The sequence below is a fragment of the Mycobacterium sp. ABE4_509 genome (assembly GCF_056160785.1).
Window position 1 is genome coordinate 1 of the sequence record NZ_JBSWXU010000131.1, and the last position, 14,724, is coordinate 14,724.

A 14,724-nucleotide genomic window follows, 5' to 3' on the forward strand; every position below is an offset into this window, starting at 1 on the left:
GGCTGGCGCCGCACGGCGCGGGAACCGTGCTGGTGGGCCGCGGCGGGTCCGCCTCGGGCACCTCGGCGGTCGCGGTGACCAGGTCGGACGACGCGCTGAGCAGCGTGGTCAGCACCGTCGACGACATCGACGTCGAATCGGGCCGACTCACCGCGGTGCTGGCGCTCAGCGCACTCGCCGACGGCGGCTCACCCGGCCAGTTCGGGGTCGGGCAGGGCGCCGACGCCGTCACCGTGCCCCAGTAGCCGCCCCACCCGCGTGTCAACAACGCGGTGCCGGAGTCGGTGTTAGGGTGGGGTTCCGTGGGTCGGCAGGCCCCAAACCGGGCTCGATCTCGAAGGAAGCCCGACCGAACGAAGCCCTGCCCGTCGTCACGGAGGTCGCACTTGCCAGCGTTACGCAAGCACCCGCTCACCGCGACCAAGCATCTGTTCGTCACCGGCGGTGTGGTCTCCTCGCTCGGGAAGGGCCTCACCGCGTCCAGCCTCGGCCAGTTGCTGACGGCCCGGGGTCTGCAGGTGACGATGCAGAAGCTCGACCCCTACCTCAACGTCGACCCCGGAACGATGAACCCGTTCCAGCACGGGGAGGTGTTCGTCACCGAGGACGGTGCCGAGACCGACCTCGACGTCGGCCACTACGAGCGATTCCTGGACCGCAACCTGTCCGGTTCGGCCAATGTCACCACCGGCCAGGTGTATTCGGCGGTGATCGCCAAGGAGCGCCGCGGCGAGTACCTCGGCGACACTGTGCAGGTCATCCCGCACATCACCGACGCGATCAAGGAACGCGTGCTGGCGATGGCCGAGACCGACAGCGCCGGCAACCGGCCCGACGTGGTGATCACCGAGATCGGCGGCACCGTGGGCGATATCGAATCGCTGCCGTTCCTCGAAGCCGCCCGCCAGGTCCGCCACGAGGTCGGCCGGGAGAACTGCTTCTTCCTGCACTGCTCGCTGGTGCCCTACATGGCCCCCTCGGGCGAGCTGAAGACCAAGCCGACCCAGCACTCGGTGGCCGCGCTGCGCAGCATCGGCATCACCCCCGACGCGCTGATCCTGCGCTGTGACCGCGACGTCCCCGAGCCGCTGAAGAACAAGATCGCGCTGATGTGCGACGTCGACGTCGACGGATGCATCTCGACCCCGGATGCGCGGTCGATCTACGACATCCCGAAGGTGTTGCACCGCGAGGAACTCGACGCCTACGTGGTGCGGCGGCTCAACCTGCCGTTCCGCGATGTGGACTGGACACATTGGAACGATCTGCTGCGCCGGGTGCACGAACCGCGCGAAACCGTGCGGGTCGCCCTGGTGGGCAAGTACATCGACCTCTCGGATGCCTACCTGTCGGTCGCCGAGGCGCTGCGCGCCGGCGGGTTCGCCCACCACGCCCGGGTGGAGATGCGCTGGGTGGCCTCCGATGACTGCGAAACCGACGCCGGCGCCGCCGCGGCGCTGGCCGACATCGACGGAGTGCTGATCCCCGGTGGCTTCGGCATCCGCGGCATCGAGGGCAAGATCGGCGCGATCCGGTACGCCCGAAAGCGGCGGCTGCCGGTGCTCGGGCTGTGCCTGGGGTTGCAGTGCATCGTGATCGAGGCGGCCCGGTCGGTCGGACTGGGCGAGGCGAACTCCGCCGAGTTCGATCCGGCGACACCGGATCCGGTGATCTCGACGATGGCCGATCAGCGCGACGCAGTCGCCGGCGAGGCCGATCTGGGCGGCACCATGCGCCTGGGCGCCTACCCGGCGGTGCTGGAGCCCGGGTCGGTGGTGGCCAAGGCGTATGGCAGCACCGAGGTATCCGAACGGCACCGGCACCGCTACGAGGTGAACAACCGCTACCGCGACAAGATCGCCGAGAGCGGGCTGCGGTTCTGCGGCACCTCGCCCGACGGACACCTGGTGGAGTTCGTCGAGTACCCGCCCGAGGTGCACCCCTTCCTGGTCGGCACCCAGGCCCACCCGGAGCTCAAGAGCCGCCCGACCCGCCCGCATCCGCTGTTCGTCGCCTTCATCGGCGCCGCGGTGGACTACAAGAACGAAGAGCGGCTGCCCGTGGAGATGCCGGCGATGCCCGACGCCCCCGAATCCCGCGCCAACGGTGCAGAACACACCCTCGAAGACGCCCCGGCCCGTGGCTGACGAAGGTCTGCCGGTGGCCGACCAGGAGCCGGGAAGCCACGAATTCTCCACCGTCAGCTCTGAAACTCTTTACGTAGGAAACATCTTTGCGCTGCGCGCCGATGAGGTCCGGATGCCCGGTGGGCGCATCGCCCGGCGTGAGGTCGTCGAGCACTTCGGCGCGGTGGCCGTGGTCGCCCTCGACGACGACGGTCACATCGTGCTGATCAACCAGTACCGTCACCCGTTCGGCCGCCGGCTGTGGGAGCTGCCGGCCGGGCTGCTCGACTTCAGCGGCGAACCCCCGCACCGCAGCGCCGAACGCGAACTGGCCGAGGAGGTCGGCCTGGCCGCCGAGCAGTGGCACACCCTGGTCGACCTGAATTCGGCGCCGGGGTTCTGCGACGAGAGCGTGCGGGTCTTCCTGGCGACCGGGCTGCGCGACGTCGGGCGCCCCGACGCCCACGACGAGGAAGCCGATCTGACGGTGTGGCGCTTCCCGCTCGTCGACGCGGTGGCCAAGGTGTTCTCCGGGGAGATCTGCAACGCGATCTCGGTGGCCGGCGTGCTGGCCGCCCACGCGATGCCCGATGCGGCGTCGCTGCGGCCGGTCGATGCGCCGTGGACGGACCGGCCGAGGGCCTTCGCGCGCCGGATGGGGCACCGGTGACTGATACGTCGCTGACGGTGGGATCGCCACTGGACGACCAGTTCCAGGGCTACCTCGACCATCTCGCCATCGAACGCGGGGTGGCCGCCAACACACTCAGCTCGTATCGCCGCGACCTGCGTCGCTACCGCGAGCATCTGGCCTCGCGCGGCGTCGCCGACCTCGGCGCCGCGTCCGAGGCCGACGTCAGCGATTTCCTGGTCTGCCTGCGGCGCGGGGACCCCGACAATGGTGTGACGCCGCTGTCGGCGGTCTCGGCGGCGCGGGCTGTCATCGCGGTGCGCGGCCTGCACCGGTTCGCCGCCGCCGAAGGGATCGCCGCGCTCGATGTGGCGCGCGAGGTCAAGCCGCCGACCCCGAGCCGGCGGCTGCCCAAGAGCCTGTCGCTGGACGAGGTGCTCGCGCTGCTGGAGGCCGCCGGGGGCGACAGCGAGGCCGACGGGCCGCTCACGCTGCGCAACCGCGCGCTGCTGGAGCTGTTGTATTCGACCGGGGCGCGGATCTCCGAGGCGGTGGGTCTGGACCTCGACGACGTCGACACCGCGGCGCGGTCGGTGCTGCTGCGCGGAAAGGGCGGAAAACAGCGGCTGATCCCGATCGGTCGCCCGGCGGTCCGGGCGCTGGACGCCTACCTGGTGCGGGGCCGGCCCGACCTGGCTCGGCGCGGGCGCGGTGTCACTGGCTCATCCCCGGGTCGCTCCGCTCCTGCCCCAGGAGCGATCTTCCTCAACGCCCGCGGCGGGCGGTTGTCACGACAGAGCGCGTGGCAGGTGTTGCAGGACTCGGCCGAGCGGGCCGGCATCACCTCGACGGTGTCCCCGCACGTCCTGCGCCACTCGTTCGCGACCCATCTGCTCGACGGCGGAGCCGACGTCCGCGTCGTGCAGGAACTACTCGGCCACGCCTCGGTGACGACGACGCAGATCTACACGATGGTGACCGTCAACACGATGCGCGAGGTGTGGGCCGGTGCGCACCCGCGGGCCCGGTAGTCCGGTTCAGCCCAGATACTCCGACTCGAGCACCAAGTCGGGCACCAGCTTCTGGTACTCCAGATGGGCTTTGTGCTCGGTGGTCCGCCACGATCGGCCCTCATGCTCGTGCATGTAGGCGCGGTATTGCGGCGCACCCGGCACCCGCACGTTGTCGGCGACCGCGATCGATCCCGGGTGCAGCCACCCTCGTTTCAGGATGGCCAGCAGGTCGGGCAGGTAGGCCTTCTTGTCGTGGTCGATGAACAGCAGGTCGACGGTGCCGGCGCCGACGCCGTGGTCACGCTCCAGGGCGTCGAGGGTGCTTCCGCCGTCGCCGATGGTGCCCACCACACAGGTGATGCGGTCGGCGGCGCCGGCGTGCGCCCAGATCCGGCGCGCCACCTCGGCGTTGGCGGCGGTCGCCTCCACCGACAGCACCCGCGCTGCGGGTGCCGCCCGGGCGATCCGCAGCGCGCTGTAGCCGCAGTAGGTGCCCAGCTCGAGGGCCACCGCCGGCGCCGCCCGGCGTACCGCGGCGTCCAGCAGCAGGCCCTTCTCATCGCCGACGTTGACAAGAACCGCCGTCTGCCAAGCGAACCGGTCGATCGCCGCCAGCGCGTCGTCGATGTCGCCGGGGCGGGCGTTGCCCTCCACGAAGGCGGCGCACGCCGCCTCGCGCCCGTCGCCGATCTGCCCGGTACGCAAGAGCCTGGGCATACCCCAGGCGAAGCGCAGCCACGACGGCAGCCGCCCCAGTGCGGTCATGCAGCTCAGCGTAGGCAGCGGCCGCCGCGCTAGGGTCAAGTCGCGGGATTCCCCGTCGATCGCACCTGCGGGTCTGCCTCACCAGCGCGACGCGTCCCGTTAAACTTGCCCGGATGTCCGCGATGCCTGTGGGTTGCCTGACCAGCGACGGTCCGGCATGACCGACCCCACCGACAGCGAGACCCCCGAACCCGCGCTCGGCCTGACCGGCCGGGTTCCGCGCGACATTCCCGAGCCGTCGGTCCGTACCACGCACGGTCCAGCCAAGGTCATCGCGATGTGCAACCAGAAGGGCGGGGTCGGCAAGACCACGTCCACGATCAATCTGGGCGCCAGCCTCGCCGAGTACGGCAGGCGGGTGCTGCTGGTCGATCTGGACCCGCAGGGCGCGTTGTCGGCCGGGCTGGGGGTGCCGCACTACGAACTCGACAACACCGTGCACAACCTGCTGGTCGAGCCGCGGGTGTCCATCGACGACGTGCTGCTGAGCACCCGGGTGCCCGGCATGGATCTGGTGCCCAGCAACATCGACCTGTCGGCCGCGGAGATCCAGCTGGTCAACGAGGTCGGCCGGGAGCAGTCGCTGAACCGGGCGCTGTATCCGGTGCTCGACCGCTACGACTACGTCCTGATCGACTGCCAGCCTTCGCTGGGGCTGCTCACCGTCAACGGTCTGGCCTGCAGCGACGGTGTGATCATCCCCACCGAATGCGAATATTTCTCGTTGCGCGGGCTGGCACTGCTCACCGACACCGTCGACAAGGTGCACGACCGGCTCAACCCGAAGCTGTCGATCAGCGGCATCCTGATCACCCGCTACGACCCGCGCACCGTGAACTCGCGTGAGGTGATGGCCCGGGTTGTCGAGCGGTTCGGCGACCTGGTGTTCGACACCGTGATCACCCGCACCGTGCGTTTCCCGGAGACCAGCGTCGCCGGCGAGCCGATCACCACCTGGGCGCCCAAGTCGGCCGGCGCCGAGGCGTATCGGGCGCTGGCGCGTGAGGTCATCCACCGGTTCGGCGCGTGAGCGAGACACCTGCGGAGAACGAGGCGAGCACGACCGGCTTCCAGGTCCGGCTGAGCAACTTCGAGGGCCCGTTCGACCTGCTGCTTCAGCTGATCTTCGCGCATCGCCTCGACGTCACCGAGGTGGCGCTGCACCAGGTCACCGACGAGTTCATCGCCTACACCAAGATGATCGGCGCGCAGCTGGGGCTCGACGAGACCACGTCCTTCCTGGTGGTCGCCGCCACACTGCTGGACCTCAAGGCGGCCCGGCTGCTGCCCGCCGGCGAGGTCCACGACGAAGACGACCTGGCCCTGCTCGAGGTGCGTGACCTGCTGTTCGCCCGGTTGCTGCAGTACCGGGCGTTCAAGCACGTCGCCGAGATGTTCGCCGAGCTGGAGGCCGCCGCGCTGCGCAGCTATCCGCGTGCGGTGTCGCTGGAGGACCGCTACTCCGACCTGCTGCCCGAGGTGATGCTCGGCGTCGACGCCGGCCGGTTCGCCGAGATCGCGGCCGCCGCGTTCACCCCCCGCCCGGTCCCCACCGTCGGCACCGAACACCTGCACCAGGTGTCGGTGTCGGTGCCCGAGCAGGCCGCCAACCTGCTGGGGATGCTGGAGGGCCGCGGGGTGGGGCAGTGGGCGTCGTTTTCCGAGTTGGTCGCCGACTGCCAGGTGCCGATGGAGATCGTCGGCAGGTTCCTGGCGCTGCTCGAACTCTACCGATCGCGGGCGGTAGCATTCGACCAATCAGAACCGCTTGGTGTGCTGCAAATTTCGTGGACCGGGGAGCGGCCCGACAGCCAGCAGCTTTCCACCGCCGACGCCGAGTAGCACCGAACAGAAAGATCATGACTGAGGACTTCGCGCCTGATCAGGCGAGCGAGCTGGACGCCGAGCCGGACGGCCCCCAGCCCGAGCTGGAGGACGTCGAGCTGGATTCGGCGCTCGAAGCGCTGCTGCTGGTCGTCGATACCCCGGTCAGCGTGGACGCACTGGCCACCGCGACCGACCAGACGCCCGCGCGGGTGGCCGACCGGCTGCAGAGCCTGGCCGACGGGCTGGCGGCCCGCGACAGCGGCATCGACCTGCGCGAGGCCGGCGGCGGCTGGCGGATGTACACCAGGGCGAAGTTCGCGCCCTATGTGGAGAAGCTGCTGCTCGACGGCGCGCGTTCGAAGCTGACCCGCGCGGCGCTGGAGACGCTGGCGGTGGTCGCCTACCGGCAGCCGGTGACCCGAGCACGGGTCAGTGCGGTGCGTGGCGTCAACGTCGACGCAGTCATGCGTACCCTGCTGGCGCGCGGGCTGATCACCGAGGCGGGCACCGACCCGGACAGCGGCGCTGTGACGTTCAGCACCACCGAACTGTTCCTGGAGCGGCTCGGGCTGACCTCGCTGGCCGACCTGCCCGACATCGCCCCACTGCTGCCCAACGTCGACGTCATCGACGATCTGTCCGAAACCCTCAGTGAAGAGCCGCGATTCATGAAACTCAACGGCGCACCCGCCCCGCAGGCCGAGGGCTCGTTCGACGTGGACAGGGATGCGTAGATGACCGACGAGACCGGTGTGCGCCTGCAGAAGGTGTTGTCCCAGGCCGGAATTGCGTCCCGCCGGGTGGCCGAGAAGATGATCCGTGACGGCCGGGTGGAGGTCGACGGTGTGGTCGTCACCGAGCTGGGCACCCGGGTGGACCCGGCGGTGTCGGTGATCCGCGTCGACGGCGCCCGGATCACCGTCGACGACACCCTGGTGCATCTGGCGATCAACAAGCCCAAGGGGATGCACTCGACCATGTCCGACGATCGCGGCCGGCCGTGTGTGGGCGACCTGATCGAGCATCGGGTGCGCGGCAACGCCAAGCTGTTTCACGTCGGGCGCCTCGACGCCGATACCGAGGGGCTGCTGTTGCTGACCAACGACGGCGAACTCGCCCACCGGCTGATGCATCCGTCCTTCGAGGTGCCCAAGACCTACCTGGCCACGGTGGTGGGAACGGTGCCCAAGGGTTTGGGCCGAAAGCTGCGCGCCGGGGTGGAACTCGACGACGGTCCGGTGCGCCTCGACGACTTCGCGGTGGTGGATTCGGTGCCGGGCAAGTCGTTGGTGCGGGTGACGCTGCACGAGGGCCGCAAGCGGATCGTGCGCCGGTTGCTGGCCGAGGTGGGTTTCCCGGTGCAGGAACTGGTGCGCACCGACATCGGCTCGGTCACCCTCGGCGACCAGCGCCCCGGCAGTATCCGGGTGCTGACCCAGAAGGAGATCGGCGACCTCTACAAGGCGGTGGGCTTGTGAGCCGTTCACTGGTGATTGCGATCGACGGCCCGGCGGGCACCGGAAAGTCTTCGGTGGCAAGGGGATTGGCCACCTCTCTCGGGGCCAGCTACCTCGATACCGGGGCGATGTACCGCATCGTGACCCTCAGCGTGCTGCGCCGCGGTATCGCCCTCGACGACGCGCAGGCGATCGCCGGCGCGGTCGGCGAACTCGACCTGTCGGTCGGCCACGACCCCGGCGAGGACCGCTCGTATCTGGCCGGTGAGGACGTGTCGGCCGAGATCCGCGGCGACGCCGTCACCAAGGCGGTCTCGGCCGTGTCGGCGGTGCCTGCGGTGCGGTCCCGGCTGGTCGAGCTGCAGCGGGCGCTTGCCGCGGATTCGGGCAACGTCGTGGTCGAGGGCCGCGACATCGGCACCGTGGTGTTGCCCGGCGCCGATGTGAAGATCTTCCTGACCGCCTCGGCCGAGGTGCGGGCACGCCGGCGCGACGACCAGAACGTCGCCAACGGCCTGCCCGGTGACTACGCCGCGGTGCTGGCCGATGTGCAGCGCCGCGACCACCTGGACTCCACCCGCCCGGTGTCGCCGCTGCGCGCCGCCGAGGACGCCGAGGTGGTGGACACCAGCGACATGACGCAGTCCGAGGTGATCGCGTATCTGACCGAGCTCGTCGAGCAGAAGGCGGGGGTGACGCGATGAGCGATTCCGATGGCACCTGGGTCGACGAGCGCGACTGGGACTATGGGGCCTTGGACGCCGAATCAGACATGGCCGAAGCGATCGAGGAGGCCTCGGCTCCGCCGCCGGTGGTGGCCGTCATCGGCAGACCCAACGTCGGCAAGTCCACCCTGGTCAACCGCATTCTGGGACGCCGTGAAGCGGTCGTCCAGGACGTCCCCGGGGTGACCCGTGACCGGGTGTCCTATGACGCGTTGTGGTCCGGGCAGCGGTTCGTCGTGCAGGACACCGGCGGGTGGGAGCCCGACGCGAAGGGGTTGCAGCAGCTCGTCGCCGAGCAGGCGTCGGTGGCGATGCGCACCGCCGACGCGATCATCTTCGTCGTCGACGCGACCGTCGGGGCCACCTCGGCCGACGACGCGGCCGCCAGACTGTTGCAGCGTTCCGGCAAGCCGGTGTTCCTGGCCGCCAACAAGGTCGACAACGAACGCGGCGAAGCCGACGCCGCCGAGCTGTGGTCGCTGGGGCTGGGGGAGCCGCACCCGATCAGTGCGATGCACGGCCGGGGTGTCGCCGATCTGCTCGACGTGGTCGTCGACGCGCTGCCCACCATCTCGGAGATGGCCGGCGCCGCCGGCGGCGGGCCGCGGCGGGTGGCGCTGATCGGCAAGCCGAACGTCGGCAAGTCCTCGCTGCTCAACCGGCTTTCCGGAGACGAGCGCTCGGTCGTGCACGACGTCGCGGGCACTACCGTCGACCCGGTCGACTCACTGATCGAGATGGACGGCAAGCTGTGGCGGTTCGTCGACACTGCCGGGTTGCGGCGCAAGGTGGCGCAGGCCAGCGGCCACGAGTTCTACGCCTCGGTCCGGACCCACGGGGCCATCGACTCCGCCGAGGTGGCGATCGTGCTGATCGACGCGTCGCAGCCGCTGACCGAACAGGACCAGCGGGTGTTATCGATGGTGATCGAGGCGGGCCGGGCGCTGGTGCTGGCGTTCAACAAATGGGATCTGGTCGACGAGGACCGCCGCTACCTGCTCGACCGCGAGATCGATCTGGATCTGGCGCAGCTGCAGTGGGCACCGCGGGTCAACATCTCGGCCAAGACCGGGCGCGCGGTGCAGAAGCTGGTGCCGGCGCTGGAGACCGCGCTGGCCTCGTGGGACACCCGGATTCCCACCGGGCGGCTCAACACGTTCGTCAAGGAGGTCGTCGCCGCGACACCGCCGCCGGTGCGTGGTGGCAAGCAGCCGCGGATCCTGTTCGTCACCCAGGCCGCCTCGCGGCCCCCGACGTTCGTGTTGTTCACCACCGGATTCCTGGAGGCCGGCTACCGACGGTTCCTGGAGCGCCGGCTGCGTGAGACCTTCGGCTTCGAGGGAACGCCGATCCGGATCAACGTCCGGGTGCGCGAGAAGCGCGGCTCCACCCGCCGGTGATTTCGGCGTGATCCACGCCGTTGGGCGACGATAAGCACGCCGAAATCGCTCCGATAGGGTATCGCGGGTGCCCGTCATCGACATGGTCCTGATCGCACTGGCGGGCGTGGGAGCCGGCGCCATCAACGCCGTGGTCGGCTCCGGCACCCTGATCACCTTCCCGACCCTGGTCGCGCTCGGCTTTCCGCCGGTGACCGCGACGATGTCGAACGCGGTCGGGTTGGTGGCCGGCGGCGTCTCGGGCACCTGGGGGTATCGCCGGGAACTGCGCGGCCAGCGCCGGCAGCTGACGTGGCAGATCCCGGCGTCGTTCATCGGGGCGGTGCTGGGGGCGTGGCTGCTGCTTCATCTGCCCGAGACGGTGTTCGTCACGGTGGTGCCGGTGCTGCTGGTGATCGCGCTGGCGCTGGTCGTCGTCGGCCCCAAGATCCAGAGCTGGGCGCGGGCGCGTGCGGAAAAGGCCGGCCGCTCGACCGATTACGTGTCGACCCGGCGGATGGCCGCACTGGTGGTCGCCACGTTCGCGATCGGCGTCTACGGCGGCTATTTCACCGCCGCGCAGGGCATCATGCTGGTCGCCGCGATGGGGGCGCTGCTGCCCGAGGACATGCAGCGGATGAACGCCGCGAAGAACCTGCTGTCGCTGGTGGTCAACGTGGTCGCGGCGGTGGCCTACACCGTCGTCGCCTTCGACCGGATCAGCTGGACGGCCGCCGCGCTGATCGCCGTCGGATCGCTGGCCGGCGGATTCCTCGGCGCGCACTACGGGCGACGCCTGTCACCCAACGCGCTGCGCGCCGTGATCGTGGTGGTGGGATTGATTGGGCTGTATCGCTTGTTGAGCGTGTAGTCTGACCCGAGCCTGGAAGTTGGTTCACTGATCTGATGGAGATGTCGATGACGGAACGCGTGCGCGTGGCGCCGGCGCCGTCCGACCTTTCCGCGCTCGAACCGTTCTGGCCTTCGCGTCGCCTCATGGCTTTCGACGAGTGGTGTTGTCCGCGTCCCTGACGCACATCCACCCGTCCATCGTGGTCGCCTGCTGGTGACCTCACGTCCTGAAAGAAGCCATGCGTTCGCTTCTCATCTTCACGCTTGTCGGTGCCGGCGCCCAGTTGGTCGACGGTGCCCTGGGCATGGCGTTCGGCGTCACCGCCACCACCCTGCTGGTGCTTTCCGGGGTGGGGGCCGCGCAGGCCAGCGCGGCGGTGCACCTCGCCGAGGTCGGCACCACCTTCGCCTCCGGCTTGTCGCACTGGAAGTTCAAGAACATCGACTGGGCGTTGGTGCTCAAGCTCGGCGCACCCGGCGCGATCGGCGCATTCCTGGGTGCGACGGTGCTGTCGTCGCTGGCGACCGAGCACGCGGCGCCGCTGATGGCCGCCATTCTGGTGGCCATCGGAACCTATGTGCTGCTGAGGTTCTCGCTGCGCACCCCGCTGAACTTCGGGTCTCGCGGCACCAGCCACAGCGCGAAGTTCCTGGCGCCGCTGGGCCTGTTCGGCGGGTTCATCGATGCCTCCGGCGGTGGCGGCTGGGGGCCGGTGACCACCAGCACCCTGCTGTCGAAGGGCAAGACCGCTCCGCGCACCGTGATCGGTTCGGTCAGCGCCTCGGAGTTCCTGGTGTCGGTGTCGGCATCGCTGGGTTTCCTGATCGGGCTGCGGGAGGAGTTCCTCGCCAACTGGCCGGTGGTGGTGGGCCTGATGGTCGGCGGGGTGATCGCCGCACCGTTCGCGGCCTGGCTGGTCAGCCGGGTCAGCCCGGCACTGCTGGGGACCGCGGTCGGCGGAGTCATCGTGCTCACCAACAGCCAGAAGCTGGTGCACTTCTTCGGTATCCACTGGCCGTGGTCGTCGGTGATCTACGCCACGATCGTGGTGGCGTGGGCGTCGCTGGTCATCTATGCGTGGCGGGTGTCGCGGGCGCCGAAGTTCGCCCCGGACAACAACGCTGAGGGCGTGGGGGAGAGCGATTCAGAATCGGTCACGCGCTGATTCCTGCTCCAGCACAGCAGCGAGGTCGTCGAGCCGATCCATCGTCGACACCGCTCGCCGGGTGCGGTGATTGCGGGCCAGCATGTCGCGGTGGCGGTGGGTGAAGGCCCAGTAGCCCGCCGTGAAGGGGCAGGCGTCGTCACCGACGCGTTTCTTCGGGTCGAACTCGCAGTCCGCGCAGTGGTCGCTCATCTTGTTCAGGTAGGCACCGCCTGAGGTGTAGGGCTTGGTGGCCAGCAGACCGCCGTCGGCATGCTGGCTCATCCCGACCACGTTGGCGGGCATCACCCAGCGGTAGCCGTCGACGAAGGCGGTGGCGAACCACTCGGTGAGCTCATCGGGGCGGTAGCCGCGCTGCAGGGCGTGGCTACCGAGCACCATCAACCGTTGGATGTGGTGGGTCCAGCCCCGGTCGCGGACACCGGCCAGGGCGTGGTGCAGGCAGCGCGCGGTGACGGCGTCGGCGTCCAGATCCGCCCACCAGTCCGGCAGGTGCGCGCGGGCGTCGAGCGCGTTGTTGGCGGTGTAGTCCGGCCCGAAATGCCAGTACAGGTGCCACATGTATTCCCGCCAGCCCAGGATCTGCCGGATGAACCCCTCGACCGCGGCCGGCGGGGCGTCGTCGTCGCGGTAGGCCCGCTCGGCGGCTTCCACCGCGTCGAGGGGGTGCAGCACACCGAGGTTCAGCGGCACCGACAGCAGCGAATGCGCCATCGCCCAGTCCGCGGTCATGATGGCGTCCTCGTAGCGCCCGAAGCTGGGCAGCCGATGCTCGACGAACCGGCTCAGCGCACGTTTGGCCTCGGCGGGTGTGACGGCGAACAGGCGTGGCCCGTCGACGCCGACGGTGTCCAGTTTCATCCCGTCGAGGTCGGCGCGGACCTGCTCGTCGATGTCGTCCTCACGGGGCCGGTAGGGCGCGGGCAGCTCCAGCGTCGCCTTCTTCTTCGGCGGCGGTTCCCGGTTGTCCTGGTCGTAGTTCCACCGGTTGCCGACCGGCTCGTCGCCGTCCATCAGCACGTCGAATCGCCGGCGTTGGTCCCGATAGAAATCCTCCATGCGAAATCGGCTGCGCTCGCCGGCCCAGTCCCGGAATCCTTTCCGGGACAACGCGAATGTCGGGTTCGGTAACACGTCGGCGACCAGACCCTCGTCACGCATCCGGGATACAAACCGCTCCGCGGCGTGCGAGGTGGGTTCGTGGACCAGGACCGGGCGGCCGAACCGGCGCAGCGCCTCGGAGTAGTTGCCGGCGCGCAGCAGGGTGGCGCGGTCACCCAGGTCGCGGTCGGCATGGCGCAGCGCCGAGAGCACCAGGTGCAGTTTCTGACGGTGGTAGCGACGCTTGCGCAGCGCCGCGGTGGACTCGACGAGCAGGACCTCCCGGTGCGCGTGCTCACCGCCGTAGGCGGCGGGGCCGAGCTGATCGGCGAACAGCCACAGCGGGGTGTCGTCGCACGTCACCACACCGAGCGTAGATCCCGGTCACGGCCCGAAGTGTGACGATTCGGTGGTCGATGAGGCGGTTGGGATTCCGGCGGGGGCCTGAGGTAGGCTTTCGACCGCCTACCGGCGATCCCGGAGGCACCACGGGCTGTGGCGCAGCTTGGTAGCGCACTTGACTGGGGGTCAAGTGGTCGCAGGTTCAAATCCTGTCAGCCCGACGCTGTGGTGTCGCAAGACATCGGAATAGCCGCGGACCTACTTTAGGTCCGCGGTTTTTTCCGTTTGGGGCCTTTGGGGCCTTTGGGGGCGCCGGTGGGTTGGTAGTCCCTGGTGGGGTCGAGGGTGAAGTCGCGTAGGACTTCGCCGGTGGCGGCGTTGATGACGGTGATGTGGTGGTCCTGGGCGAGGATCTCCGACGCGGGTTCGGTAGTGGTGGCGGCCGATGCCGATGTGGTGCAAGCGTCCGTCGACGCGCAGGGTGACGGTTCCGGCTTGGTCGGCGCGGTCGGTGCGGACGCGGTTGTGGGTGTCGATGCGTGTTGCTGGGTCGGCTTTGGGGCGGCTGGTGTGGGGCTGGAATGGGGGCGCCGCGAGCGCGGTTCGAAGGCGGCTTCGCCTTCGGCCGTGTAGCGCGTGATCAGCCGGGAGATCCAGCTTTGGGAGACGCCGTAGTCGCGGGCGACCTGCGACTGGGAGCGTCCTTCGACCAGTACCGCGGTGATGACCAGGCGAGCCTTCGACACCAGCTGAAACTGGCCCAGCCACCTATGCCGATGTCTTGAGACACCCTATTCCGATGTCCTGAAACACCACACTGTCAGCCTGACCATCGAAAACCCGCTCTGACCAGTGTCGGAGCGGGTTTCTTGGTTCAGCGGTCCGACGGAAATCTTGGCCAGTGGGCCAGCAGTGTCCCAAGGGGATTTCAGTGGGCCAAGCGTCAGCCGAAGAGCGCGGCGCCGGCGGCGCGCAGATCGTCGCGCTGAGCGTCGAAGTAGATCGATAGGGAGACAGCCGGATCATGGCCGTGCCACGCCGCGACGACGTGCACCGGCAAACCGCTCGCGAGCATCATGCTGACGCTGGTGTTGCGCAGACCCTTGAGGTGGATGCGGCGCAGACCTGCGCGCTGACGGAGACGCCAAGGACTTTTCAGCAGGCCGGCCTACCGGAGCCCCGGCGTCGACAAGCCGGCCGATCACGGATTCGACGGCGAGCCGCGCGCAGCTCGGTTTAGTCGCTATGGTGGCGAGTCCCCGTTACTGAGTCCACCCGGTTCTTGAGTCGGGTTGGTTTGATCCGTTCTCAGTTGATGCTGCAGGCCACCGGGGTGTGGG

The 14,724-nt window shown here is 69.2% G+C and carries 16 protein-coding genes and 1 tRNA gene; 13 read left to right on the top strand and 4 right to left on the bottom strand.

Features of this window, described 5'->3' with window-relative positions; all coding sequences use genetic code 11:
- The 4 genes from ACXAID_RS22075 to xerD all read left to right on the top strand — a co-directional run.
- The coding region (locus ACXAID_RS22075; protein ID WP_475024329.1) for a copper transporter at positions 1-245 on the top strand (245 nt) is incomplete at its 5' end.
- Between the two features lie 141 nt (positions 246-386).
- Entirely contained in the window at positions 387-2,147 is a 1,761-nt protein-coding gene (locus ACXAID_RS22080; RefSeq protein ID WP_475024330.1) for a CTP synthase, read from the top strand.
- Between the two features lie 13 nt (positions 2,148-2,160).
- The gene (locus tag ACXAID_RS22085) at positions 2,161-2,796 is read left to right on the top strand and encodes an NUDIX domain-containing protein (RefSeq protein ID WP_475024342.1); all 636 of its coding nucleotides are present in this window, start codon (positions 2,161-2,163) and stop codon (positions 2,794-2,796) included.
- Positions 2,797-2,825: 29 nt separating this feature from the next.
- A complete protein-coding gene (gene xerD, locus ACXAID_RS22090) occupies positions 2,826-3,788 on the top strand; it encodes a site-specific tyrosine recombinase XerD (protein ID WP_475024343.1) in 963 nt (320 codons plus the stop codon).
- A 6-nt stretch (positions 3,789-3,794) separates the two neighbouring features.
- On the opposite strand, the gene ACXAID_RS22095 is transcribed toward xerD, so the two are convergent.
- Positions 3,795-4,535: an O-methyltransferase gene (locus ACXAID_RS22095; RefSeq protein ID WP_475024331.1), complete on the bottom strand. Its 741-nt coding sequence runs from the start codon at positions 4,533-4,535 to the stop codon at positions 3,795-3,797.
- Between the two features lie 157 nt (positions 4,536-4,692).
- On the opposite strand from ACXAID_RS22095, the gene ACXAID_RS22100 reads away from it, so the two are divergent.
- The 8 genes from ACXAID_RS22100 to ACXAID_RS22135 all read left to right on the top strand — a co-directional run bounded on the left by ACXAID_RS22100 (position 4,693) and on the right by ACXAID_RS22135 (position 11,941).
- Positions 4,693-5,565, top strand: coding sequence for a ParA family protein (locus tag ACXAID_RS22100; RefSeq protein ID WP_475024332.1), 873 nt, complete (start codon positions 4,693-4,695; stop codon positions 5,563-5,565).
- Positions 5,562-6,377, top strand: coding sequence for a segregation/condensation protein A (locus ACXAID_RS22105; protein WP_475024333.1), 816 nt, complete (start codon positions 5,562-5,564; stop codon positions 6,375-6,377). The genes ACXAID_RS22100 and ACXAID_RS22105 overlap by 4 nt, the downstream gene beginning before the upstream one ends.
- 17 nt (positions 6,378-6,394) lie before the next feature.
- Positions 6,395-7,096, top strand: coding sequence for an SMC-Scp complex subunit ScpB (gene scpB, locus ACXAID_RS22110; RefSeq protein WP_475024334.1), 702 nt, complete (start codon positions 6,395-6,397; stop codon positions 7,094-7,096).
- A complete protein-coding gene (locus tag ACXAID_RS22115; RefSeq protein ID WP_475024335.1) occupies positions 7,097-7,840 on the top strand; it encodes a pseudouridine synthase in 744 nt (247 codons plus the stop codon). It abuts the gene before it with no gap.
- Positions 7,837-8,523, top strand: a complete 687-nt coding sequence (cmk, locus tag ACXAID_RS22120) for a (d)CMP kinase (protein ID WP_475024336.1) — start codon at positions 7,837-7,839, stop codon at positions 8,521-8,523. The genes ACXAID_RS22115 and cmk overlap by 4 nt, the downstream gene beginning before the upstream one ends.
- Positions 8,520-9,944 carry a ribosome biogenesis GTPase Der gene (gene der, locus ACXAID_RS22125; RefSeq protein WP_475024337.1) on the top strand — a complete coding sequence of 475 codons (1,425 nt, stop codon included), beginning with the start codon at positions 8,520-8,522 and terminating at the stop codon, positions 9,942-9,944. The genes cmk and der overlap by 4 nt, the downstream gene beginning before the upstream one ends.
- A gap of 82 nt (positions 9,945-10,026) precedes the next feature.
- Complete coding sequence (locus ACXAID_RS22130; protein ID WP_475024344.1) at positions 10,027-10,794, top strand: sulfite exporter TauE/SafE family protein; 768 nt, start codon at positions 10,027-10,029, stop codon at positions 10,792-10,794.
- Between the two features lie 220 nt (positions 10,795-11,014).
- The gene (locus tag ACXAID_RS22135; protein ID WP_475024338.1) at positions 11,015-11,941 is read left to right on the top strand and encodes a sulfite exporter TauE/SafE family protein; all 927 of its coding nucleotides are present in this window, start codon (positions 11,015-11,017) and stop codon (positions 11,939-11,941) included.
- On the opposite strand, the gene ACXAID_RS22140 is transcribed toward ACXAID_RS22135, so the two are convergent.
- Complete coding sequence (locus ACXAID_RS22140; RefSeq protein ID WP_475024339.1) at positions 11,921-13,405, bottom strand: cryptochrome/photolyase family protein; 1,485 nt, start codon at positions 13,403-13,405, stop codon at positions 11,921-11,923. The genes ACXAID_RS22135 and ACXAID_RS22140 overlap by 21 nt on opposite strands.
- A gap of 126 nt (positions 13,406-13,531) precedes the next feature.
- Between ACXAID_RS22140 and ACXAID_RS22145 the strand changes: the two genes are divergently transcribed.
- Positions 13,532-13,605, top strand: a tRNA-Pro gene (locus ACXAID_RS22145).
- A gap of 42 nt (positions 13,606-13,647) precedes the next feature.
- On the opposite strand, the gene ACXAID_RS22150 is transcribed toward ACXAID_RS22145, so the two are convergent.
- Together ACXAID_RS22150 and ACXAID_RS22155 are read right to left on the bottom strand one after the other, a co-directional pair.
- Positions 13,648-14,130, bottom strand: coding sequence for a helix-turn-helix domain-containing protein (locus tag ACXAID_RS22150; RefSeq protein WP_475024340.1), 483 nt, complete (start codon positions 14,128-14,130; stop codon positions 13,648-13,650).
- Between the two features lie 197 nt (positions 14,131-14,327).
- Positions 14,328-14,462, bottom strand: a complete 135-nt coding sequence (locus ACXAID_RS22155; RefSeq protein ID WP_475024341.1) for a hypothetical protein — start codon at positions 14,460-14,462, stop codon at positions 14,328-14,330.
- Between the last annotated feature and the right edge of the window lie 262 nt (positions 14,463-14,724).